The organism is uncultured Acetatifactor sp. (genome assembly GCF_948601915.1).
Classification (GTDB): Bacteria; Bacillota; Clostridia; order Lachnospirales; family Lachnospiraceae; genus Acetatifactor.
This window is the reverse complement of sequence record NZ_CAPDXS010000004.1, coordinates 23,829-48,161: the sequence shown is the minus strand read 5'-3', so window position 1 is coordinate 48,161 and position 24,333 is coordinate 23,829. Positions and strand designations below refer to the sequence as shown.

Genomic DNA, 24,333 nt, shown 5'->3' with positions numbered 1-24,333 from the left:
AAGGACCGGTGGGAGACAATCTGTTTAAGGTGCTGATCACATCCGCCAAGGCGAAGGTCACGCCATTGGTGACGAAGGTCAAGCTCTGGACCAGCTGGAATTTCATCCGGACCCGTGTGATCTCAAAGATCCGGGACTTCTTTGCCTCTCTTCTGAATGTCAGGCCCAGGCACAAGAAGGACTACTATGAAGCTTTTGGCTGGCTCATCAGCAGGCGCCTGGCCATCGCCCTGGTGGTGGTAGTGGGCGTGCTGAGCCTCTACTATCTGTTCAGCGTCCATTCCGTCCTGCCCTCCGGCAAGACGGAGAGGGTGAAGACCTATGCGTATGATTCCATCCTGCTGCGCTTTGCGGAGGAGAAGGTCCGCATCCTGGGGGAATCCGGCTATCTGGCCTATGAGGGCCAGGTGGAGAAGGGCAGCGTCACCGGGTATGGCACTCTGTATAATCCCCAGGGGGGCATCGTGTATCAGGGGAATTTCCTGAAGAACTGCTACCAGGGCAATGGCACCCGCTATTATGACGACGGCACTGTCATGTACGTGGGGGAGTTCGAGCAGAATCTGTTCCATGGCAGCGGGAAGCTCTATCGGGAGACCGGGAGCCTGGCCTATGAGGGGGAATTTTCCCTGGGGAAGCGGGAAGGGGAGGGGAAGCTCTACGATGCCGGAGGGAATCCCGTCTACACCGGCGCGTTCAGCCAGGATGGGCTTCTGTACAGCGCCCTGCTTGGGAAGAAGGTGTCGGAGGTGTCCCAGGCCTACCAGGGAAGGCGGACGCTGTATGAGTGCGGCCAGGACTTCGCGGTGGTCTTGGAGGACATCGGGGCCATGTACGCCGGAACCGGGGAGGCGCAGACCCTGGACGGGGAACGGACGGTGGAACAGGTGCTGGTATTGCAGGACTCTTTCCAGGGGGGAGAGAAAGCCTGCAGGGACATCGGCGAGCTGAGGGAATATTTCGGGAAAGAGGACTATGCGGGCAATGCCGCCATCACGCTGCCGGAGGCCGTGGCCGTGGGCCGGGTGACCTCCAGGGGCACGGGGATCGGATTCAGGCGGGAAGTGGAGATGGAGCTTTCTTCCGAATATGAGGACTATTACCAGGTGGAGGGATATGACCAGAGCTATACGGTGTATCTGTATTCTTTCCACAGGGACGGGCTGATCTACCATTTCATCTGCCAGGACAGGGAAGAGGGATTCTCCTTTTATACCATTGAGCGGATGGGAGAGGGGGCCGTATGAGGAAAAGAGCAGTCTGCCGCAGATGGCTTGCGCTTCTTTTGATCCTGTCCCTGGCGGGAGGGCTGTGTCCGGGGGGCATCCTGCGGGTGCAGGCGGCCCAGGGCCAGCTCCTGACCCTGGACATGGCGAAGAAAAGCGGCGTGGCCAACAGCCCGAAGCTGGAGAAGCTGGAAAGCGAGCTGAACGTGAAGGAGGCTTCCCTCCGCCAGGCGGTGAAGTCCATCCAGGTGAAGAAAAAGAACATGTCCACCTTTCGCTGGTCGCCGCTTCTGTCGTTCAAGTTCCCGGAGAAGCCGGACCTGGCGGAGGCCTATGAGTTCGAGTTCAAGCCCATACAGATCCAGGCCCAGATCGATGCCATAAAGCATCAGATGACGGACCAGAGGCTGCAGGTGTATGAGGATGTGTCCAATCTGTATGTGGACATGGTGATCCTGGAGGAGAAAATCGCTTTCCAGGAGGAAAGGCTTGCGGTCCTGGAGCGCACGCTCCAGAAGAACCGCGCCAGGCTCCTGACCGGGGAGGCGGCCCAGGGGGACGTGGATGCCATGGAGCGCTCCAGAAAGGCCCTGAACGACCAGATAGCCTTGGACCAAAGGAACCTGGGCGCGGACAAGAAGAAGCTGTCGGAGCTGATCGGCATGGACGTGACCACGGGATACCGCTTTGAGGATTCTTTCGTGTCCTCCCGCATGGACAGGAGCAGTCTGAGCGGGCTGATCGAGTATACCCTGGACCATGATGAGACTTATTATGAGGTCTCTCTGGACGCCACCACCGCCCTGACGGCGCTGCGGACGAACTACCAGCTCATGGAGGGGCAGTACGGCGGCAAGATGTCCTATATCTCCGATTTCGTCAACCAGGTCATCGCGGGACAGAAGATCAGCCAGAGGGCTTTCAAGAAGCAGTATGAGGAGTTCCTGCAGGCCATCGACGAGCCCTGGCAGGGGAGCGTGAGGATCCTGTTCATCCGGATCCCCAAGGAGTGGTTCAAGGGGCAGATCTCAGGCATCCGCTATGTGGAGGATGAGCCCTATGCGCTGTACGAGGCGGCGCTGGAATATCAGGATGCCCTTTTGGAGAAGCAGAATGAGGAGCGCTCCTTAAGGCAGCAGGTGGAGGAGAGCTTCAACAACCTGGTCAGCATGCGCAATGCCTATGACACCCTGTCGGAGCAGGTGGCCCAGGGGGAGAAGAGCCTCCAGGCGGAGGCGGCGCTGAACCGTATGGGAGAGCTGACCTATGAGGAATACAGCACTTCCCTGTCCGCCCACGAGGAGCTGCAGCAGGAAAGGCATGAGGCGCTGGGGGACTATTCCCAGGCCCTGTACTCCTTTGACCGCCTCACCTGTGGGGGCGTGACCGCGCTTTTGGAGGGGACGGCGGCCGACCTGAACGCGGGGGACGGCGGGGAGTCCTACGTGGAGGAGTACGCGGAGGGCGCGTATTACTATATCGAGCCGATCGTTGAGCAGCAGGAATTCAGGGCCGGGGTCAGCATTCCCTCTGACTTTGAAGTGGAGATTACGCATTTCGAGCTGTGGTGCGACCAGATACAGATCGGGGAGCGCACGGAGATCGGCAGCGCCATACGGCATCTGGGGCTCTCCGTGGACGAGGTGGGCGAGGTGAAGCTTCGGTTCTACAATAACGGCCAGTTCGTGGACGACTGTATCATCGACCCGGAAGCCTACAGCGGGCCCCTCTCCATCGTGAGGGAGTATCAGGTCAGGGAGCAGGAGGCGCTGCAGATCGGTACCTACACTGTGGAGAGCCACCCGGAGACCGGGCTGGTGGGCATCGCCCTTTCGCCGGAGCTGTCGGAGGGGATCGGCTACTACCGGATCCGGAACCAGGAGGGCAGTTATCTGTTGGGAGAGGAGCTTTTGCCCATCGATGCGCAGTTTCGGCATCTGTCCTTGGTGCAGGGGGGCATGGAAGAGCTGGTCATCGAGTTTTTCGACGAGGGTTCCGGGCTCCTGTATACCGGGTATTTTGAGACTGGCGGCCAGAAGCTGATGAAGATCCAGGAGGGAACATGAAGAACAGGAAAGTATTTTGGGCAAGCTGCATATTGCTGTGGTGCTTCTGGCAGCAGACGGCCCTGGGGAAGATCTTTGATGAATCCCAGGCGGTTCCCTATGAGACATTCCGGGCATCCCATACGGTGGAGGACGCTACGCTGTTCATCGGGACCTACCTGATCCATGTCCGGGGGCTGACGGATGAGCTGTATGAAAAGGCCCAGGAGAGCGCCTCGGATTCCAACCAGATGAATGTGTACTACAAGTCGGAGCTGGCAGGGGGCGCCTGGATGGACATCACGGACGCGGGGGGACTTTCCGACCTTGCGGGGGAGGGAACCGTGGTGGAGGAGTCTGAGCTTTTCCCTCTCTGGGTGACTTGTTACACGGGCGCCGACGGCATCACAAGGGACGCCAGGGACGACCATGTGGTAAATATCTTCAGCGAGCCATCCCCCTACGATCTCTACAACCTGGCGGAGCTGGAGCCGATCAAGATTCAGTACAGCAATGCGTTCTCAGCCGAAAGCAAAGGCGTGGACCGGTATTATTATGAGAAGCTGCGGGACTTCTTCAGCCTGGATTTGCAGAATGAGATCACCCAGGAATGCGATATGCAGCTTGCGGGGCTGCAGAGCTGCTATGAGAGCCTCCGGGCGCAGGGAAAGGACGAACTGGCGGAGATCGTCAGCACGCTGATGGGCAGGATCGATTCCAGGAGGAGGGCGGAGATCTTCTACAGGCTCTCCCAGATGGACGGCAATGAGCTCAGCGTCCTCCAGGACATCTGCGGCGGCTCCCAGTATTATGGCGAGGACGAGACGGAGGAAGAGGGGGAGGAAGGCGAAGAGGACGAAGAGGACGGGAACGGTGAGGAAGACGGGGACGATGAGGACAAGGACGAGGAAGCGTCCTATGGGTACGATGACGAGCAGTTCGTGGAGAACAATTCGGTCATAGAGGCCATCGGTACTGCCATCGAGAACTGTCAGGAAAGCTATATCAAGCACAGCGGCAACATGCTGGAGGAGGGCGATACGGTACTGAAGAACGCCGAGCACGCCAAGAGCATGGCTGTGGTGGGGATGGCTCCCCAGGGCTTTGGCGGGGGGATGGAGGAATTGCTCTTAGAGCTTAAGACCCTGTACCACCTGGAGGAGGATGTGGTGGCGGACGCGGACGCGGAGCTTGCCCTGCTGGAGGGGGAGCTGATCGCCCAGGCGGATGCGAAGTATGCCCAGAAGCTTACGGAGGGGGCCTGCAGCGCCTATCAGACCGCAGTGGCAGGCGGCTCCAGCCAGTCGGCCAGGAATCAGGTGCTGGAGGATCAGAAGGCGAAGACCGATGCGGCCAGGCTGGAGCTTCAATATCTGCTGCAGGCCAAGACCAAAAGGCAGCCTGCCGGTCAGGCGGTGGAATTTTCCTATCAGCGGATAGGGCATGCGGAGACGCTGTACGGGCAGCTGCGGGCGGACGACTATCGGTCCAAGGCCAGCGAGAGCATCGACGCCCATATCCTCTGGCTGAAGTCCCTGGCCCGCTCTCTGGAGGAGGGGGACGAGGCCTCCTCGGACATGGAGAAGCTGGAGGAGGAGAAGGCGAGGCTTTTGGAGGAGCAGGCCGGGGCCAGGGACCGGAACGACCTGAGCACGGCGAAGAAATATGAGGCCATGATCGCCCAGGTGGACCGGGAGATTCAGGCGGAGGAGCAAAGGCTCCTGGCCATCCTCTCCAGCGCCTCCGGCTCCGCGGCCCAGAAGGCCAGGGCGGCGAACCAGGCCGGCAGCAGCTCCGTACTGAACCGGATCGGCCAGATTAAGGATGCGGCCCTCCTGGAGATCGCCGAGGGGAATAAGGACAATCAGGAGAGCATCATCAGCAAGCTGGACGCTCTGTCCGCTTTGGGGGCGGAGAGCGCCATCGCGGAGATCCAGGAAAAGCTGCGGGCTTCCGACAATGATTTCAGGGAGGCGGAAAAAGCGGCGGAGCAGGCCATCCTGGACAGCAGGGAGAGCAGCCTCCATGGCAGGTATGGGGGCGGGGAGGCTTCCGGTGCCGGAGGCGGGACTGGAGCCGGGACTGGGACTGGCGCGGGAAGTGGAAGCGGCACAGGAACCGGGTCTGGCGATGGGACTGGTACAGGAGCTGGGACTGGCACGGGAAGCGGCGCAGGAACCGGGTCGGGTGATGGAACTGGCACAGGAAACGAGTCGGGAACTGGCGGCGGAAGCGGGGCTGGCACAGGAAATGGGCCAGGAACCGGGTCTGGCAACGGAACAGGGACTGGCAGCGGAAGCGGCACAGGAAACGAGTCAGGAACCGGAACTGGCACAGGTGCAGGAACCGAATCTGGCAATGGGTCGGGAACCGGCGGCCTGGAGGGTGAGATCCCGGGCATTTCCGCCCTGGACGCCCAGGCCCTGGAGGCCCTGATAGAGGAGGCCCTGGGAGCGCCCTTTGAAGAGCTGGACGACAGCCGGAAAGCGGCGGCGGTGGCGGCGCTGGACCGCATGGGCCAGGCCGGGAACCAGACGGCGGCCCAGATGGCGCTGACCTGGCTGAATGCCTGCGTCAGTGAGAAGAACAAGTATGTATTCCAGAAGCTGAAAGGGGAGGCAGGCGAGCATCTGGCGCTGGACACCGTCGCCTCCTGCACCGGCTACCGCTATGTGTACAGCGATTCCAGGATGGAGGTGACGCTGTCCAAAAAGCTCTCCGTATACCGCTTCCGTGTGAACCAGGACCAGGTGCAGCTTCTGGACGACATCACAGAGAAGCTGGAGGGGGCCGTAAAACTACAGGGCGACCATCCCTATCTGCTGGAGGCGGACGCCAGGCAGTATTTCAATTGTGAGGCAGAGTATATCCATGGGACAGAGTATGGGATCTGTCTTGGACCAAAAGAGGAGGGCTTCGTGGAAAGCATCATGGAAGCCCTCCGGGAAGGGGGATGGTGATATGGCAGAATATCCGATCATTGCAGATGTGAGTTCTTATATCGTCCGGACCCTGCGCCAGAAGATGTGTCCGGAACCCATACCGTCCCCGAATAATATAGAGATCTCTTCCCCGGCGGACCAGGACGTGGATTACATCCTGGGACTGTATCTGTACGATATCCGGGAAGAGAGCGATGTGACCCAGCAGCCCTTTATCCAGAAGGGCAGGGTACAGCTGCAGAGACCGCCGAGACCATATGGCCTGTACTATATGGTATTTATCAACGGCTCCTCCCAGATGGGACTGAAGGCGCCGGATATACAGAAGATTATTGGCAGGGTGGCGCAGATCGTCAATGACAACAGCTCTGTGCTTCCGAACCAGCTGCAGTCCTGGCTGGACACCCAGGAACCTCCCATTGTACTGTCTCAGGCGAAGATAAGTTTGGAGGAGAAGGTGCGGGTGTGGCAGGCAATCAACAAGCCCTATCAAATCAGTCTGTTCTACAAGGCGGCGCCTGTATTCTTGTCCAGCGAGGTGGTGATCGACACGCCTCGCGTGGTGGATGCCAGTTTCGGTCTGCATCTTACAGGCGGGGAAGGAGGGGAAGCGTAGCGAATGAATGCATCGGTGATTCGTTTCCGGTTGGATCTGTTGGTCAGGCTGATCGACACTACCACCGGCGAATCCGTGGAAGAGAGGGATGTCCGCTTTTTCAGGGACAGAGAGGCAGTCCGCCCTGTTGCAAGGGGAAGCGGCAATTACGCGTTCTTGGACTGCGGACGGACAGACTTTTGTCTGGAGGTCCGGGTGTATGGATTTGAGCCTTTCCGGATGCATGTGCGGTACGAGACACTGGATGAGAACATGCCCGTTATCGAAGCGTTCCTGATTCCGTCAGAGAACGCGCTGGGGAACCGTCCGGTGATCGGCTTTTCCGGAAATCTTCCGGGCATCCAGTCTATACAGGCGGTAAACGTGAACGCGACACATTGCTGTATCAGCGGCTTTGACGAGCGGAAGCGGATCATGAAGCTGTTCGGCATGCACAGGCTGGGCATGGATGGAATCCACTACGGCCTGATCCACCCGGACAGGCAGGATTACGAGCCCTTTGCGGTTCAGAAAGAGATTGCGAAAGACGCGGTGAAGATCGAGCAGCCTTTAAAGGAGCCGTTCTCCGTGAACGCGCCCATCTCCCGGATCATACTCGGGAGCGTGACGTCCGCAGGGGATTATTGTATCCGGGTCCGGGACGACAGAGAGCATCTTCTGCACCTGGTCCGGTATGTGGTGGATGAGGAGGCGAGGTTCCGGCTGGTGGATTTCCGGCATTGCGGATCCGCGCTTTTGTGAGGGGAGGGCCTATGGCAGAGATTGTAGTGACCGGGGCATCGGCAGTGTGCTCCTTTGGAACCGCGCCGGGAACGGTCTGCGGGGGTTCCCAGGCTGCCTGCATGGTGGGGGGAAAGCCAGCGGCGACCATCCAGGACGCCCAGCCGTCCAGCATCACTCCCTTTGGGATGTGCACCTCCCTTGCGAATCCCCAGGTGGCGGCGGCCACAGCGGCCGCTATGGGGGTGCTCACTCCCCAGCCCTGCGCATTGGTGCCCGCGGGCACCTGGGCGCCCATGAAGCCGGGAGTACTGGTCAGCGGGCAGCCCTGCCTTACCAGGGACAGCACGTTGATGTGCGGCAATGGAGGCGGCATGATCACCATCACCGATCCCGGCCAGGTAATGGCCGTGATATCATAAGAAACTAAAAAACAGCGGAACTTAAAATAAGGAGATAGAAAGATGGCAGAATATTTTACACCTGGAGTATACGTGGAGGAATACGACAATTCCCCCCGGAGCATCGAGGGTGTCGGAACAAGCACCGCCGGTTTCATCGGCTTTGCGGAGAAAGGGCCGACTGTGGGGGCACCGTCCCTTGTGACCAGCTTTAAGAGCTTCACCAGGCAGTTCGGCGGATTCTTAAGCGAGTTCACCTACGGAGAATACCGGTATCTGGCCAACAGCGTGGAGCAGTTCTTCATCAATGGGGGGACCAGGTGCTATGTGTCCCGGGTGATCGCGCCGGATGCCAGGGCGGCCAAGAAGGAGCTGGGAATCCTCTCCATAGAAGCCGCCAACGAGGGAAAATGGGGCAACCGGATTCAGATTTCCATGGGCACGGTGACCAGGCGGAAGATGCAGCTCATCGCCCAGTCGGGCAATGGCTACATCGCCAAGACAGTGGAGGGCTTCCGGGAGGGGGACCTGGTAGTGGCCGGAGGGGAGTACAACCGGATCGCCACCATTTATGACAATAGCGTCACATTCGAGAAGCCATTCGAGAACGATGTGGTGGACACGGGTATCATCCCCAAGACTGTGCTGTACCTGGTGACGGTGGATGTGAGCATCCGCTACAACGATGAGGTGGAGAATTACGGGGAGCTGAGCTTTAACCAGTCATCCCCCAACTACATTGGCTCCAGGCTGGCGGGAAGCGAGCTGGTGAAAGTCACTGTGGGCCAGACGGAGCAGATCGGCAATCCGGTGGAGGAAGTGTTCGGACAGGGCAACCCGGGCGGGATCTTCAATCTGGAGGACGGCTTTGACGGGACGATGAATCTGGTGACGCCCGCCACCTTTATCGGCACGGACGCAGGCCCGGGCAAGCGCACGGGAATCCAGTCTTTCCTGGAGAACAGCACGGTGAGCATGATGGCCATTCCGGGCATCACGGATCCGGAGGTAATCGTGGCCCTGATCGCCCACTGCGAGAGCTTGAAGAGCCGCATCGCGGTCTTTGACATGCCTGGGGATCTGTACAAGACCAAGGACTTGATCGAATACCGCAATATCATCGACTCCACTTACGGCGCCATGTACCATCCCTGGATCCAGGTCTTCGACCGGTCTTCCAACAAGACCGATTACATACCGCCCTCGGGGGCAGTGCTGGGCGTGTACTCCAGGACCGACATCAACAGGGGAGTCCACAAGGCGCCCGCCAATGAGATCGTGTTCTGCACCGGCCTGAAGGTGAACTACACCAAAGCGGAGCAGGACATCCTCAATCCGGAGGGCGTGAACCTGATCCGGGCCATCCCCGGACAGGGCATCCGCGTGTGGGGCGCGAGGACGGCCAGCAGCAACAGCGCGTTCAAATATGTCAATGTGAGGAGGCTCTTCATCTACGTGGAGGAGAGCATCAAGGCCAATACCAACTGGGTGGTCTTCGAGCCCAACGACACGGCGCTGTGGCAGAGGGTCAGCCTGACGATCTCCTCTTTCCTGGACAGCATGTGGAGGACTGGGATGCTGGCAGGCTCCACGCCCAGCGAGGGATATTTCGTGGAGATCGGCCCGTCCACCATGACCAGGGACGATATCATGAACGGCAGGCTGATCTGCAATATCGGCATCGCGCCGTCCAGGCCGGCTGAGTTCGTGATCTTCCGGGTGACGCAGCACACGGCGGAGTCCGGGGGCGGCACAGAGGCCGAGGGGCGCCCCGCGGCAGAACTATAGCTACCTGATGGCGAAAGAGCCGGTGATGCTATGAAATCAAAAGAATTGCGATAAAGGAGAGATGAAAGATGGCGACGTATGAGAACAGTAAGGGTCTTGCCTATCCTTTGACTAAAATGAATTTCCTGGTGACCGTGGACGGGGTATCGGGAACAGCGGCGTTCAGCGAGGTGACAGGGGTTGAGGCCACCGTGGACGTGATCGAGTTCCGCCAGGGCAATGCCAACAGCCTGGCTCCGGTGAAGATTCCGGGACTGGTGAAGCACGGGAATGTGACGCTGAAGATGGGATACACCCTGGACAGCGCTTTCAAGACCTGGGTGCAGGAGTGCGTCAGCGAGGTGAGAGGCGAGATCCCCCGCAACAATGTGCAGATCGAGATGATCGACATCAACGGAGGCGCCCCCCAGACGCTGGCCACGGCCATCACGGGAACCAGGGTGTGGGTCCTGACCAATGCCTGGGTGACCAAGTACAATGCGCCTGACCTGGACGCAAAGACCAGCGATGTGGCGATCGAGAGCGTGGAGATTGCTTATGAGGAGCTGGTGATTCCCAACTAATCTGGTGCATCCGGCCGGGCCGGACGGAAATTTGAAAGAAAAGTAAGCCTGTATGTCCGGATGCCCGCCATGGGCATCTGGGCGTATGGAATATGGAGGAGGTAGGGGATGGAGACCGTATATGATTTTACGCTTCCCAGGGGATATCTGGACAGCGCCGGAGAGCTTCACAGAAAGGGCAAGATGCGGCTGGCCACGGCGGGAGATGAGATCAGCGCCACCAGGGATCCGCGGGTGCTGAGCAATCCCTCTTACCTGACCATCGTGGTGCTGGGAAAGGTAGTGACCCAGCTGGAGGGCGTGGAGATGGTGACGGCCAACCTGATTGAGAAGCTGTTCACGGCAGACCTGGCCTTTCTGCAGGATATGTACCAGCGAATCAATGACATCGAGCCGCCCATGATGGAGACGGTCTGTCCCGACTGCGGGAAGGTGTACAAGGTGCCGCTAAATTTTACAACAGGGGGATGAAGCTGTATCCGGAGGAGGAGCTTTATCGGGAGATGGCATTCATCTCCTACTATTTCCACTGGAGCAGCGAGGAGGTCATGGCGCTGGACCACATGGCCCGCAGGAGATGGTGCAGCGAGATATCCACGATCAACAAGAGTCTGTCCCCCGAAAAGAAGTCCAAGGAGAAGAGCATTCTGGACATGAAACCCACGCGTTAGACAAAGAGAGGTTGACAGGTTATGGCATTGGCGCAGGCGAATTCCGGCAATATACTGGTCCGGAACTATGGGAACAATCCGGCGGTGAACTTTAACTTCCTGCTCCGGGTGGAGGGGATCTACGATCTGCCCTGCAGGTCCGTGCATGTGTTCCAGAAGGAGAACGAGTACGAGCTGATTCAGGAGGGCGGGCTCAACGACTATGTCCACATGCGCCGCAAGCCCATATCCAAGCCCTTTACCTTTCAGGTGGAACGGTATGTGGGGACGGATATCCTGGACCCGCTGGCCAATGGGACGGACCTGGCCCTGCCGGTGATCCTGATGGTGAACCGCTATCGGATCTACGGGGATTTCCTCCCGGTGCGCATGTATGTCTTTACCGGATGTACGGTGATGGCGAAGGAGTATGGGGAGCTGAACGCGGAGAAGGGGGGACTGCTGGTAGAGACCACCACCATCGCCTACAGGGAGCTGGTGTGCATGGAGAATGTGGCGGGGAGCTTCCTCATGGAGGATCCCTGGAAATTCGACAGCACCAGCAAGGCGGGCAACGGCAATCAGTCCGCCAACCGTTCCCGGGACGAGGACTCTGCCGCCCAGATGGAGGAGCGGGCGAAGAGATGGATGTTCGCGGGGGGAGACAGCGCCCTGAAAGTGCAGAGGGTAGGGGGGCCTCCTGGGGAGGAGCAGAACGCCCAGCCGGATTTCCGGGGGATGAACGGCAGCACCACGGACAGCGCTCATGCCCAGAGGGAGATCCGGAAGGCCCAGATGGAAAATAAGGCCCACAGATGGAGCTTCCACAAGAATGAGGAGGGGGCTTCCGCGGATGGAGCAGGGGCATCGCCGGATTTCCTGGGCTCCCATGGAAGCACTACGGAGAGCGCTTACGCAAAGAAGGAAATACGGAAAAGCGCTATGGAGGAAAAAGCGAAGAAGTGGAGCTTCGGCGCGGGAGAGGGAGGAGAGGACGGCGCATCGCCTGGCTTCCAGGGCTCCAACGGAAGCACCACGGACAGCACCTATGCCCAGAATGAGATGCGCAAGGCCGCCATGGAAGAACGGGCACAGAGATGGCCCCCTAAGCGCAGCGCGGTGGACACAGCCAGATTCCTCGCCGCCCAAAAGACGGATGCGCAGGATTCCTGAACATGCATGATAGAGGGGGATGATGATAGATGCTGACTTTGAAGGCGCCGCTGGAACTGAAATGCAATCCTGCCATGATTTCCTCCCACGAAGCATTTTATCATAGGATTACTGGAAATTACGGACTACTGTCCTCGGGAATCAATAGGGAAGATCTCCTCCATGTAGTCACCGCCCCTCTGGAGCTTTATCTGGAGGAGGGAGGGGGCATCCAGATTGCTGAGAACACCCGCATCCAGAACAGCCAGGAGACCAAGCTGGAGATCATCAACAATTTCCTCAACCGGATCGCGGTGATGGAGGAGGCGAACCTCACCTATCAGGACCGCGTCTTCATCACCGATGTGCTGAACAAGCTGGGCATCCGGGAGGTGGAGCGCTTCATGGGGGAGGTATTCCGCCTGAAGCAGGAGACCCGGACCACGGAGCGGCTGATCAGCCTCTACTGGAACCATCTGGAGGAGCTGAAAGACCGGGTGGAGGCCTATCACAGCCGGGAGAGGGAACGGCAGACCATAGAGGAAAGGACGGTAGACAGGCAGGAAAGGATCACCCTCTATCAGGAGATTCTGGACCGTCTGCAGACAGGCGCCATCTACCAGATCCTGAACAATTTCCAGCTAAGCCACAGCGGGAACAGCCGCTACGTCACAAGGCAGGAGCTTCAGGTCAGCGAGCAGAAGCGGGTGGCAGTCCAGATCCTGCTGCAGAAGCTACGCCAGGAGGTGCGGGGGGAGGCCTTGCCCTTAGTGTACCGCCATGAGGACGGGTATCGTCAGTCAGAGCCGGAGGAGGAAAGCGCCATAGAGGCATGGGTGGGCAGCCAGATCTCTTCCTCGGTGCTGCTGAACCTGATTGACAATCTGTACCTGAGCCTTTTTGAGCGCCAGCAGCACCGGGCCGATCTATGGCTGTCCATGGAGGATGCCCTGTACCAGTCGGCGGAAAATACCCTCTATCGGCTCAAGACCGGATTCCATGTCCAGTGGCAGGTTGCCAACAGACAGAACCTGTGGAACATCCGCCAGCAGCAGTTGAAAGGAATGGAGATTCATCTGGCCCAGGCCCTCCTGGAGGCGGGATGGGAGGCACAGGAGCGCTTTACCCTGCTCTGGAATCAGTACGGGGAACAGACCTGGCAGCTTTTGGAGGATGGACACAGAAGCGCCGAAATCGCCTATGGGGAGGGCGGGGACGCTTCCCGGGAGGAGCTTCTTCCGGGAATGCCGGAGAGGGAAAAGGCGGATGGGGAGCCCATGCCCCATCCTGCCCAAAGCGGCGGGAAAGGGGCGGAGGCGGGGGGAGATTCCAGGATTGATGCCCCGGAACGGGCAAAAGGGACAGAACAGCCCAGGGGCAGAGCGCTTTCAAAGAAGCGGGAAGAGGAGCTGGCGAAAGCCGCCGGGCATGGGAAGAGGCAGCGCCAGGAGCAGGAGAGCGGCGTAGGCGCAGAGCGGGCGAAAGCGGAGATCCATTTCCTGCCAGGGGAAGCCGCCATCCGGGAAGAGCTGCCGCCAGGGCAGCCCGTCAGGGAGCTGATCCGCCTGGCCCAGGAGAGCCGGGAGCAGTTCTACCGGGTGGTGCAGCAGTATCTGTCGGCGTCCCGCCTGGAATACCGGGAAAGCATGGAGACGTTCCGGATCCGGGAAGATTCCGGGCTGTTGGAACAGATCACGGAAAGGCTTGGGGACGCCCAGTCCCCGCAGGAGATGCCTGGGGAGAAAGACAGGGAACTGGCCCAGGCCGCCGAGACAGTGCTTTTGAGATGGCAGCCAGGGGAGCAGGAACAGTTCTTACAGGGGAAAAGGGCGGAAGCCTCCCGGGCAGAAGAACCCGGAAACAGAATGGCCCAAACCCCCAGGGAGGCCACAGGACAGGAAGCTTCGAGAGAGTCCGTGGAGCGGTTCCCTCCCCAGGAAGCGGAGAGCGCGCAGGCCATGGAGATCCTGCACAGGATCGAGGCGCAGGAGAACCATTTTTATCACCCGGAGGAGGGTTCTCTGCCAGGCGGGACATCCAAGGAGGAATCCGCGGAGGCGCTGGAGCAGCAGATCCGCCAGATCAACCAGCAGAATCTGGAGCGGCTGGAGCGCTTCCGGGAAATGCAAAAGGAATTGGCGCCCGGCCCCGGGAGAAGGCCCGCCGCCCAAAGGGACATGCGAAGGGACAGCCTAAAGGCCCTGCAGGACCCCCAGGGCCTGCTGCGGGAATACGAGGAGGAACGGCGCAGGGACGCCCAGGAGGAACAGGGCCGCGCCCAAAAGCTGATGGAGCTTCTGCCAGTGCAGACCCGGAGGGTCTACGAGAGGCTGGAGGAGTATCTGGGGGCGCAGAGGGACGGCGCTCCCCAGGGGCCCCAGGCGCAGGGCGCGGTGGGGATGCTGCTCAGGGACATCCGCCAGGCCCAGACTGTGCACCGGGAGACGGAACAGACCCGGGAGGAGGAGCTTCGCCGGATACAGGAGAGCTCCGAGACCGTGCTGGAGAGATGGGGGGAGGCGGCCTCCTCCGAGGCGGAAGCCGTTCGCACCCTCCGGCAGGAACAGGAGAAGAGCCGGATCGCCCTGTTCCATAAATCCACCCAGCAGCAGATTGACCAGGAGATGCTGGAATCTCTCATGGAGCAGAACCGCACCACCCAGGGGAAGCGCCTGGTGGACCATGAGGAGGTACAGGACCGGCAGACAGTGAGCCGGACCGTGCACCAGCAGACCCAACAGGTGGTGAACAGGGAGACCGAGGATATCACCGAGATGATCCAGAAAGGGGTCCGGCAGCAGATGGGAGCCCTTTCGGAACAAATCTACAGCAGGCTGGAGAAGCGTCTGCAGAATGAGAAGAAGCGTAGAGGTTATTAAGATATGAATGCAGTGGTACAGGACGCAGTGAGCAGTTTGACCGGTAATCTTCCCAAAGCCATCCTCTGCGTCAGGGACTTGTCCCAGGCCCAGGGCGGGGAGAAGGGGGACGCGGCGAAGAAAGCATCCGATCTCCAGAAGCGGCTTCTGAAGAGCACCGAGGATGCCCTGAACGGCCTGATGGAAGATAACCGCGGGGGAAGCCAGACATTCCGCTCCCTCACAGGCAGGAACGGTGTCATGGCGGGAAGCGGCTATCTGGCCCTGGAGGTCCAGTATAATCCCTCTTCCATCAGCATGAGCACCCAGGCGGGCAAGCAGGTCCAGTACTCCGGCGGAAGCCTGGGGCAGGGCGGCGCCAACCAGATCACACAGATCGTGCAGCCCGTGTCCACCACCATGAGCTTTCAGCTGGTCTTCGACGACATGAATCCCCAGGACGCCTTTGTGCTGGAGAACATGGCCCCTACGGCGGGGAACCTGGTCTCCGGTACGGCGGACGTGGCCAGGAAGGTGAGAGGCGCCTACTCCGTCCAGGCCCAGATGGACGGGCTCATGTCCCTTTTGACCCAGCCTGTGACCAGGAAGGTGATCTTCTACTGGGCGAAGATGTGCTTTCAGGGGGAGCTGGTCAGCGTGTCAAGCCGCTATACCATGTTCAACAAGGACGGAAATCCCATCCGGGGCATGGTGGACCTGACCATTCGCCAGGGAGAGGAGTCCGGCTTTGACGTGGCTTACTGGGATGAGGCTTTCACCAGGACGTTCGGAGACCCTGGGACAGACCAGATAAGCGGGAAAATGGGAATGGCCACGAAAGCCATGCAAAACAATCTGTTGAATATCCATCTGTAGGAGGCGCTTATGGATGCCACATCCATTTTGAAAAATGCCGCTCAGAGCGCGGTGGGGCAAATCGAGAAAGCCATGATAGAGATCATCGACGAGAGGGGCGGGGAGACGTCCCTGGAGGGGCCCGTGTCCATGGGCGGCGGCTCCCTGGCGGCAGGCCTGTCCGCCATACCCGGAGGCCTGGAGGGGTTCAGGGATGCCGCCTCCTCCGCGCTGAAGGCAGGCGTCTCGGCCGTGGGAGCGGCTGCGGCCTCCTACCTGGGCGGGCCCACCAGGAAATGCTTCTATGTGCAGTTCAATCCAAGCGAGCTGTCCCTGTCCGGCTACGGAGGCGGACAGGTGGCCAAGACGGTCTTTTCCGACCAGGGCGGCAAGATCAAATATGAGTCGGCGGCAGTGCACATCACGCTGAACGTGAAGCTGGTTTTTGACAAGGTGGATCCCCTGGAGGCTTTTATGTCGGATAAGCTCAGCGCATCCACCACGGCAATGGCCCAGGGCGCCGTCAGGAGCGCGCGCAGGGCTGTGGGCAAAAAGGATGACTCCGTGCAGAAGGAGGTGGAGGGGTTCATGGCCGCCCTGCGCTCCCAGCGCACCAGGCGCATCATTTTCCGCTGGGGGACCATGCATTATCCCGGGGTCCTGAACCGGGTGTCCTCCCAGTACACCATGTTCAATGTGAACGGGCAGCCCATCCGGGCGGTGGTATCCCTTTCTCTGGTCTGCGCGGACGAGGAGGTCTCGCCAGGGGACATGGGCATCTGGCAGCAGCACTATGAGGAGGCGTTCCAGGGGAAGGACCGCAGCTATGTGAAGGCGGCACAGAAAGCGGGAAATCTGCTGAATTTCAATCTGTAGGAAGGCGCGGGCTATGGCGGCATATACTTACCAGGAGCTGAAGAAAAAATATGAGGATTTTTCCTACCCGCTGATCCATGTCCAGATCGGCGGAAAGGATTTCTCCCAAAATAAGTTCGGGTTTCAGATCTCCGATGTGGAAGTGGAGATGACCAGCGGGTTCGAGGCAGCCATGGCCACTTTCTGGATCTACAACTGCTATGACAAGATCGCCTGCGCGTTCGAGTTCGACAGCCTGAAGAAATATGTGTGCATGGGTTCCGCCGTGATCCTGAGCATGGGCTACGGCACCCGGGTCAGGGAGATCTTCCGGGGCTTTGTCTCCCGGGTGAATTTCGTGTTCCGCCAGGAGGAGATCCCCGGGGTGGAGATTACGGCCATGGACATCAAGGGCATCATGATGGCGGGGAATTATTCCAGGCAGCTAAAGGCCACCTGCTATTCCGACAGCGTGAAGGAGATCCTGGGCAGGACGGCCTATGTGAGGCTGGAGTCCAGTGAGATCGTCACCAGACAGGAGATTTCGGACACCCCGGACAAGAGACAGGGGGCGCCCGGGGGAGGGGAATCGGCCAGCGACCGGACCATGGAGATGGTCTGCGAGAGCGATTACGAATTCGTGGTCAAGGCGGCCAAGAAATACAATTATGAATTCTTCTCCGTGGGAGGGACGGTGTACTTCCGGAAGGCCAAGAGCAATCAGGAGCTGTTGATGGAGGCGGCCCCGGGGGACGGGCTGAGAAGCTACGAGATTGGGTATGATTTCACCGGAATCGTGGAGAAGGTGGAGGTCCGGGGGATGGACGCCGGGAAGTCCAAGCTGATCAAGGCCTCCAAGAAGATGCAGAACAAGCTTTCCCAGGGAAACAAGGCGAAGCCCCTGATCAAGGATTCCCAGAAGGTGTACATCGACCCCACTGTCACCTCCAAGGAGGAGGCGGGGTATCGGGCGGATTATCTGGCGGAGGACATCTCCTACAGGCTGGGCACGCTGGAGGCGGAATTCATCGGGCTTCCGGAGCTGACGCCAGGCAGGTTCTTAAAAGTCAAGGGGCTTGGGACTGCCGTATCGAATACTTTTTATCTGGTGACGGTGCGCCACATCATGGACGAGAGGGGCTATATCACCAAGGTCACCGGGAAAGCGGCAGGCATGGAAAATGAAGAAGGGCATTCATAGGAAAGGGCGTAAGGGATGGGACTGTACGATGTGATCGACGATATTGCAGAGAAGCAGGTGATGAAGACCGACACCGGGGACAACCGGATCCTGGGGGTGGTCATCGGGCAGATCGTGAAGAATTATGACAAGGATATGCCGGGCCGGGTCTGCGTGGCCGTGCCGGTGCGGGACCAGAGCGCCAACGAGCTGCAGTGGGTGAGGGTGGCCATGCCCTCGGGGGGCTCGGGCTGGGGGCATTATTTCCTGCCGGAGGCCGGGGATCAGGTGCTCCTGGCATTTGAGCAGGGAAACATCGAAAAGCCCTATGTGATCGGCTGCATCCCCAAGGACAGCGACCAGATCCTGAAAAAGTCCGTGGACGAGGACAATCAGTACAAGAAGATCGTCACCCGCAACGGCAACACCCTCTATTTCGAGGACAACAAGGAGGGGGACGGGGAAAAGGACAAGATCCGCATCCTCACGGCGCAGGGCGGCCACCGGATTGAGCTGGACAATGAGAAGAAGATGATATTGCTGTCGGACCAAGACGGATCCAACCTGATCCGGATGAAGACAGAGGACGGCCAGATGGAGATCACGGCCCAGAAGAAGCTGACCATCAAGGTGGGGGACAATATCGAGCTGATTTTGAACGGCAGCAATGGGGCCGTCTCCCTGAAAGCGTCCAAGATCAATATCGAGGCCAGCGGCAACATGGACGTGAAGTCCAACAGCGCCATGAAGCTCCAGGCCGGGAACCTGTCCGTGGAGGCCAACGCGTCGCTGAAGTTGAGCAGCAACGGCCCCGCCAGCCTGGCGGGGACGCCCATCAAGCTGGGATAGGAGTGAGGAAGAATGCCAGAAAGAAGTTTTTTAGGAACGGGGATGAAATTCCCCCCGCAGATCAACCCGGCCACGGGACGCTTCGCCGTCTCGTCGGAGGAGGAGAGCGTGAAGGAATCGGTGTACCTGATTCTGATGACCCAGAAGACGGAGCGGTTCCTAAGGCCCCAGTTCGGCAGCGACCTGATGTCCTACACCTTTATGGACATCAACATCACCTCCGTCAACATGATGGTCCGCTCCCTGACGGAACAGATCCTGTCCAATGAGCCCAGGATACAGAGCGTGACGATCACCACGGACGAACAGGTCAGGGAGGGCTGCCTTTTGGTGAACATCGACTATGTGATCAAAAGCAGCCAGGAGGAGGACCGCCTGACCGTTCCCTTTTATCTGAATGCAGCACCTGAGGAAGAGGCCTATGAACCAGAATTATATGAAACCGAACCGTTTGAATGAATGGAAGATCGACAGCCGGACCGCCGTGGACATAGAGGAGCGCATCGGGGAACTGGCCGCGGCGTATGTGCCGGAATGGCATTTTGACAGGGAGGATCCGGACATCGGCTCCGTGATCGCGAAGCTGTTCGCGGGACAGATGGAAAACAATATCGGCCGCTGTAACCAGGTGCTGAACCGATACCACACGGAGTTCGTGAATTTCCTGGGGATCTCCCTGCTTCCGGCAAAGCCCGCCAGCGCCACGGTGCTCCTGGGGCTGGTACAGGACACCATACCGGGGGTGGAGGTGCCTAAGGGGACCAAGTTCCTGGCGGACACAGAAGAAGGGGAGGAGCAGATCGTATTCGAGACCACCCACAATCTGTATGTGACCAGCGCTACCCTGGACTATGCCTTTCTGACCCTGGAGGGGGACGGCAGCATCCTGCCTTTGAAGGGCAGGATGGAGGGGCCCAGGATCCTGGAGGAGGCTCCGGCCCAGGAGGAAGAGATTTCCGCCCAGGAGGGGGATGAGGGCGGGCTCCATGGGTTCCGGCTGTTCGGACACAGCCCGGACCTATGCTCCATCCACCGGAATGCCCTCCTGCTCTACCATCCGGCGGCCCTGGACGTGGAGGACAATCCGATCTATCTGAAGATCACGGGCAACGCGCCGCTCCTGGAGAGGATTCGGGAGGGGGCCTATGGGTTCTGGTATTATGCCCAGGAGGGGCTTGAGCCAGTGGAATCGGTGGAGGTGCTGCCGGATGGGGAGACGGTGGTGCTGAAAAAGGAGAAGAAGAACGCCGGCGTGGAGATGGAGGGGAGCAGGTCGAGCCTGCTGGTGATGAAGGCCATTGAGCCGGTGGCGGAGAACCAGGAGGTGACGGGCATCCGGGTATCCTCCCAGGGCCAGCCCCTCCCTGCGGACTTTGTCAACAATGGGGGCACGGATTTCGATGTGGACGCCTTTGAGCCTTTCGGGGATACATTGTCCCTGTTCCAGGAATGCTACCTGGGGCATGACGATTATTTCGCCAAAGCGGGGGCGGTGGTGGAGATCTCCATGGAGGTGTCCTACCGGGAGCACAGAATCCTGGACCGTGTGCCGGGGGAGGATGAGAGCCTGAAGATCATCAAGCGCAAGCCCCGGGTGATATGGGTGGATTCGGCGGCGGACGCAAGGGCGGAGGAGATCTCCCTGGAATACTTCAACGGACTGGGCTGGAAAAAGCTTGTGTGCATGCAGGAGGTGTCGGGCCTGTTCATGGGCGACCAAAAAGGGAAGATCACGTTTTCCTTTGTCTGCCCCCAGGACTGGCAGGGGACGGAGGCTGGGGCCTATCACGGAAGATGCATCCGGATCAGGCTCTTAAAATCCGACAACTGCTATATGCGCCCCTGCGTCCACCATTATCCCCATGTAGAGCGCCTGCGGGTGTCGTTCTCCTATGAGGGGCATTACATGGAACCCCAATCCCTTGTGTCCATCGCCGGGACCAGGAGGATCGACCTGACCAGAAAGGTGAAAGAGGGCCGGGGGTTCCCCGCGTTCTCCAGAGGGGAATACGGGGAGGACGCGCTGTATCTGGGATTCCAGAGGAAGGTGGAATCAGGCCCCATAAGCCTCCTGTTTAGGATCGAAGAGGGAATCCGGTTCGAGGGAGTGCAGTGCAAGTTCGAGTACAGCACGAAGAAGGGCTTCCGCCAGATGAAGGTGCTGGACCACACGGGAGATTTCTCCCGGTCGGGAACCGTTCTCTTCATGCCCCAGGCGGATATGCAGGCTGTGGTTTTGGAGGGAAAGAGGGCGTACTGGATCCGGATCAGCCGGCTGCATGGAGAGCCCGAGAGGAGAGAGGACACTTTGCCTTTGATCCGGGACATCTGCCTGAACGCGGTCCAGGCCGCCAATGTGGAGACCCGGGAGGAAGAGGACTATTATCTGGAGGAGATCAGGCCGGACCTTGCGGTGCCCCTGGGCGTGCCGGACATTCTGGACGTGGAGCTTTGGGTCAATGAGCGGGGGGAACACACCAAGGCCCGGATGCAGCAGATGCTCGCAGACCATCCGGAGTCCGTGCGGGCGGAGTACGATTACATGGGGAATCTGTCCTCTTTCTATGTGAGATGGCAGGAGACCGACCAGTTCCAGGAGGCGCCGCCCTGGCGCAGCTACAGGCTGGACCGCATGAACAGCCTTTTGGTCTTCGGGGACGGAATCCATACAGGTCTTCCCACGGTGCAGGACGATGTGGCGTTCAAGGCGCGGATCCGGTGCTGCAATGGGGAGAGAGGGAACGTGGGCCCCGGGCGGATCCACGAGACTCTGGGCAATCTGATGTTCGTGGACAGCATCCAGAACCCGGTAAAGGCCTACGGGGGAAGCAGCATCGAGAGCATGGAAAAGGCGCTGCAGCGGGGGGCGAACATCCTGAAATCCCGAAGAAGGCTGATCTCCGCGGACGACTATGTACAGGAGATCCTGAACTTCTCCGATGCCATCCACAAGGTCCGCTGCGTGGCCGGCAGGACCATAGACGGCGGCTTCCAGGACAATGCCCTGACCTTTTGCCTGCTGTTGAAGGATTTTGAGGAGGGCTCCTATTCTTTCTATAATGTGGCGGGGATGCTGAAAAAGCACTTGCTGGACAACTGCGAGCTGACCATCGCGCCCGAGGACCTGTGGGTGGTGGAACCTGTGTTCGCCCGGGTCTGTGTGGATATCTGGGTGGAGGTGATGCACATGGACGATGGGTTCGAGGTGCAGAATCTCCTCACCGACACGCTGACGGAGTACCTAAGTCCCCTCAGAGGCCAGCAGGGCCAGGGGTGGGAGATCGGCGTCCTGCCAAGGCGCTCCCAGATTCTGATGAAGCTGAATGTGTTGAAGAGCAAGGCCCTGATACGCAGGCTGGTGGTGACGGTCCGGTACACGGACCAGACGGGCGCCCATGAAGTGGATCTAAACGATATGGAGGAGAATCCTTATATGGTCTGTTGCAGCGGGAGCCATCGCGTGATAACGGCAGGGCGCTGACTGCCGGATCGAGGGAATATTGCCAGGGAGGTACGGTATGCTGAAGGACGCATATGAGGAGGACAAGACATACGAAGAGATGCTGGCGGAGGCGCTGATGCAGATTCCCCTGTATTCGGAGGAATGGACCAACCACAACCCCTCGGACCCGGGGATCACGATCCTGGAGAACCTGACAGCCTTTGAGGCGCTGCAGCAGAGCCGGATCCATGAGGTCACGCCGGCGGTGGTCAGGATGCTTCTGAAGCTCACGGGCTTTGAGGCCAGGAAGGGGCGGTGCGCCAGGATGCTTCTGTCCGCCGGGGGGATAAGGGGGGAGGAGGTCTTGCTGCCCGCCAACCAGCAGTTTTGGCTGGGGGATCTGTGTTACGAGACCAACCGGGGCATCCGGCTCTTTCCCTGTCATCTCACCGGGGCCTATCAGGTCCGGCAGGGCCGGATGCAGGACATCTCTTATCTTCTGGACAGGGAGGTGCGGGTGCCGGCCTGTGTCTTCGGCCAGGAGCCGAAAGCCGGGGACTGCCTGTATCTTGCGGCGGACGCGCTGCCGCCTCCCGGGGAGGAGCTGATCTTCCGCGTCAGGGTGGCGGACCGGCACGGCAGGAATCCGTTCGGGGAGCGGGGGGACAGCACCTTTGCCCAGCTTCGGTGGGAATGCCATACCGGGCAGGGGTTCGTGAGGATGCATGTGCGGGACGAGACCGGAGGGCTGCTGGTCAGTGGGGAGGTGAGGATGCGCCTGCCGGAGGCACCGGCCCTTGCCTGTCCGGAGGCGCCGGAGGGGATGTATGCCATCCGGGCCGTCCTGGAGCGGGCGGATTACGATGTGGCCCCTAAGCTGGTCCAGATAGACGGCTTCCTCTTTGAGGTGTGGCAGAAGGAGACGCTGTCCGCCTGCTATACGTTCAACAGGGTGGTCTCGGCCAGCCTGCCCAGGCGCCTTTTGGGGGACGGATATGTGACTGTGTTCTGCAAGGAAGAGAAGGGCGCGTCCTATCGGAAATACGAGCCCTGCCATATCCCGGGGAAGAAGGGGAGGTTCTTCGAGACCAGGGAGGATGGGGAAGGCCTGGTGACCTGGTTCTTCGACAGGCGCAGGTTCGGCTACGGGCCTGCCAAGGTGAAGAACGCGATCAAGATCGTGGTGTATCAGGAAAGCATGATGCGCCAGTATGCCCTGGGAGCCGTGCTGGGGTACGACCACCAGACGATCCGCCTGCCCATGGGAAATCTGGTGCCGGAATCTTTCTGCGTCATCGCCGAGAGGAAGGATGAGAGGGGAGAGCCGATCTATGATTTTGTCAGGCCGGGGCGTTACGGGGATAAGGACTTAAGCTATGACCTGTATGAGGACCAGGGAGTTCTGCGCATCGAGGACGCGGGGGATTACATCGGGGCCCGGCTGTATGTGGGAGGCTTCGCCGTCACCAGGGGAGCGGAGGGGAATATCAGGGAGGGCAATACGCTGACCGGGGTGGGGATCGCCCCGAAGCTGAGCTTCCACAATCCCGGCCCGGGGACGGGAGGCTGCAGCCGGGAGACGCCGGAGGAAGTGAAGAAGCGGTTCCTGGCAGATCTGAAGAGACCTTTCGTGGCGGTGACGGCGGGGGATTATGAGCGGCTGGTGATGGAGACGCCCAGGCTCTGCATCCGGAAGGTGCGGGCGTACATGAGCGGGAACGGCAACCTGGTGCGGATCGCGGTGATGCCCGGGACAGATGAGGCGTTCCCGGGGCTGTCGGAGGTATACCGCCAGGCTATCCGGAGGCAATTGGAGGAGAGGAAGCTCCTCACCACCCGGATCGAGATCCTGCCGCCGGTGTATGCGCCCATTGACGTCCAGGGCACGGTGTATGTGAAGCGCCAGTATGAGAACAGCCTGGAGCAGATCGAGGGGGCCATCCGGAAGTTCCTGGACTCCGTCCATTCGGAGCGGAACTTTGGGGAGATCCTGAGGTTCGATGAGATCTTTCAGGAAATCGAGTCCCTGGACTGTGTGGAATTCGTCTATGAGCTGTCCCTGTACCCGCGCAATTCCAGCTTGGCGAAGCTGGTGGAGGCGGACATCGTGCCGGAGGAGAACTGTCTTTGCTATGCGGGGAGCATCCGGATACAGATGGGGTAGAGATATCATGAAGTAAAGTCAGGAGGT

General features: G+C 59.8%; 19 protein-coding genes. All 19 read left to right on the top strand.

The window, feature by feature from the left end:
- Window positions 1–8 precede the first annotated feature (8 nt).
- The 19 genes from Q2B33_RS01305 to Q2B33_RS01215 all read left to right on the top strand — a co-directional run bounded on the left by Q2B33_RS01305 (window position 9) and on the right by Q2B33_RS01215 (window position 24,306).
- Window positions 9–1,247, top strand: coding sequence for a hypothetical protein (locus tag Q2B33_RS01305; protein ID WP_300566998.1), 1,239 nt, complete (start codon window positions 9–11; stop codon window positions 1,245–1,247).
- Window positions 1,244–3,292 carry a TolC family protein gene (locus Q2B33_RS01300; RefSeq protein ID WP_300567001.1) on the top strand — a complete coding sequence of 683 codons (2,049 nt, stop codon included), beginning with the start codon at window positions 1,244–1,246 and terminating at the stop codon, window positions 3,290–3,292. Before Q2B33_RS01305 ends, Q2B33_RS01300 begins: the two co-directional genes overlap by 4 nt.
- Window positions 3,289–6,231, top strand: coding sequence for a hypothetical protein (locus Q2B33_RS01295; protein WP_300567004.1), 2,943 nt, complete (start codon window positions 3,289–3,291; stop codon window positions 6,229–6,231). Before Q2B33_RS01300 ends, Q2B33_RS01295 begins: the two co-directional genes overlap by 4 nt.
- Window position 6,232: 1 nt before the next feature.
- A complete protein-coding gene (locus tag Q2B33_RS01290; RefSeq protein WP_300567007.1) occupies window positions 6,233–6,829 on the top strand; it encodes a DUF4255 domain-containing protein in 597 nt (198 codons plus the stop codon).
- A 3-nt stretch (window positions 6,830–6,832) separates the two neighbouring features.
- A complete protein-coding gene (locus Q2B33_RS01285) occupies window positions 6,833–7,570 on the top strand; it encodes a hypothetical protein (RefSeq protein ID WP_296471627.1) in 738 nt (245 codons plus the stop codon).
- Between the two features lie 11 nt (window positions 7,571–7,581).
- Window positions 7,582–7,971, top strand: a complete 390-nt coding sequence (locus Q2B33_RS01280) for a DUF4280 domain-containing protein (RefSeq protein WP_296471625.1) — start codon at window positions 7,582–7,584, stop codon at window positions 7,969–7,971.
- A gap of 42 nt (window positions 7,972–8,013) precedes the next feature.
- Window positions 8,014–9,738, top strand: coding sequence for a phage tail sheath subtilisin-like domain-containing protein (locus Q2B33_RS01275; RefSeq protein ID WP_296471623.1), 1,725 nt, complete (start codon window positions 8,014–8,016; stop codon window positions 9,736–9,738).
- Between the two features lie 68 nt (window positions 9,739–9,806).
- On the top strand, window positions 9,807–10,301 hold the full coding sequence (locus Q2B33_RS01270) for a phage tail protein (RefSeq protein ID WP_296471621.1): 495 nt from the start codon (window positions 9,807–9,809) through the stop codon (window positions 10,299–10,301).
- A gap of 108 nt (window positions 10,302–10,409) precedes the next feature.
- Window positions 10,410–10,772: a phage tail assembly protein gene (locus Q2B33_RS01265; protein ID WP_296471619.1), complete on the top strand. Its 363-nt coding sequence runs from the start codon at window positions 10,410–10,412 to the stop codon at window positions 10,770–10,772.
- Window positions 10,769–10,972, top strand: coding sequence for a DUF6760 family protein (locus Q2B33_RS01260; protein WP_296471617.1), 204 nt, complete (start codon window positions 10,769–10,771; stop codon window positions 10,970–10,972). Before Q2B33_RS01265 ends, Q2B33_RS01260 begins: the two co-directional genes overlap by 4 nt.
- Window positions 10,973–10,993: 21 nt before the next feature.
- A complete protein-coding gene (locus Q2B33_RS01255) occupies window positions 10,994–12,124 on the top strand; it encodes a hypothetical protein (RefSeq protein WP_300567013.1) in 1,131 nt (376 codons plus the stop codon).
- Between the two features lie 29 nt (window positions 12,125–12,153).
- Entirely contained in the window at window positions 12,154–14,982 is a 2,829-nt protein-coding gene (locus Q2B33_RS01250) for a hypothetical protein (protein WP_300567015.1), read from the top strand.
- A gap of 3 nt (window positions 14,983–14,985) precedes the next feature.
- Window positions 14,986–15,837 (top strand): hypothetical protein, encoded by an 852-nt coding sequence (locus tag Q2B33_RS01245; RefSeq protein ID WP_300567017.1) that lies wholly within the window; start codon window positions 14,986–14,988, stop codon window positions 15,835–15,837.
- Window positions 15,838–15,846: 9 nt separating this feature from the next.
- Window positions 15,847–16,692, top strand: coding sequence for a hypothetical protein (locus Q2B33_RS01240; protein ID WP_300567022.1), 846 nt, complete (start codon window positions 15,847–15,849; stop codon window positions 16,690–16,692).
- A 13-nt stretch (window positions 16,693–16,705) separates the two neighbouring features.
- Window positions 16,706–17,872 carry a phage late control D family protein gene (locus tag Q2B33_RS01235; RefSeq protein WP_300567025.1) on the top strand — a complete coding sequence of 389 codons (1,167 nt, stop codon included), beginning with the start codon at window positions 16,706–16,708 and terminating at the stop codon, window positions 17,870–17,872.
- Between the two features lie 15 nt (window positions 17,873–17,887).
- Window positions 17,888–18,700 carry a phage baseplate assembly protein V gene (locus Q2B33_RS01230; protein WP_300567028.1) on the top strand — a complete coding sequence of 271 codons (813 nt, stop codon included), beginning with the start codon at window positions 17,888–17,890 and terminating at the stop codon, window positions 18,698–18,700.
- A gap of 42 nt (window positions 18,701–18,742) precedes the next feature.
- Window positions 18,743–19,159, top strand: a complete 417-nt coding sequence (locus tag Q2B33_RS01225; protein ID WP_300766043.1) for a GPW/gp25 family protein — start codon at window positions 18,743–18,745, stop codon at window positions 19,157–19,159.
- Window positions 19,122–22,181: a hypothetical protein gene (locus tag Q2B33_RS01220; protein WP_300567033.1), complete on the top strand. Its 3,060-nt coding sequence runs from the start codon at window positions 19,122–19,124 to the stop codon at window positions 22,179–22,181. Before Q2B33_RS01225 ends, Q2B33_RS01220 begins: the two co-directional genes overlap by 38 nt.
- 37 nt (window positions 22,182–22,218) lie before the next feature.
- The gene (locus Q2B33_RS01215) at window positions 22,219–24,306 is read left to right on the top strand and encodes a baseplate J/gp47 family protein (RefSeq protein ID WP_296471599.1); all 2,088 of its coding nucleotides are present in this window, start codon (window positions 22,219–22,221) and stop codon (window positions 24,304–24,306) included.
- The last annotated feature ends 27 nt before the right edge of the window (window positions 24,307–24,333 follow it).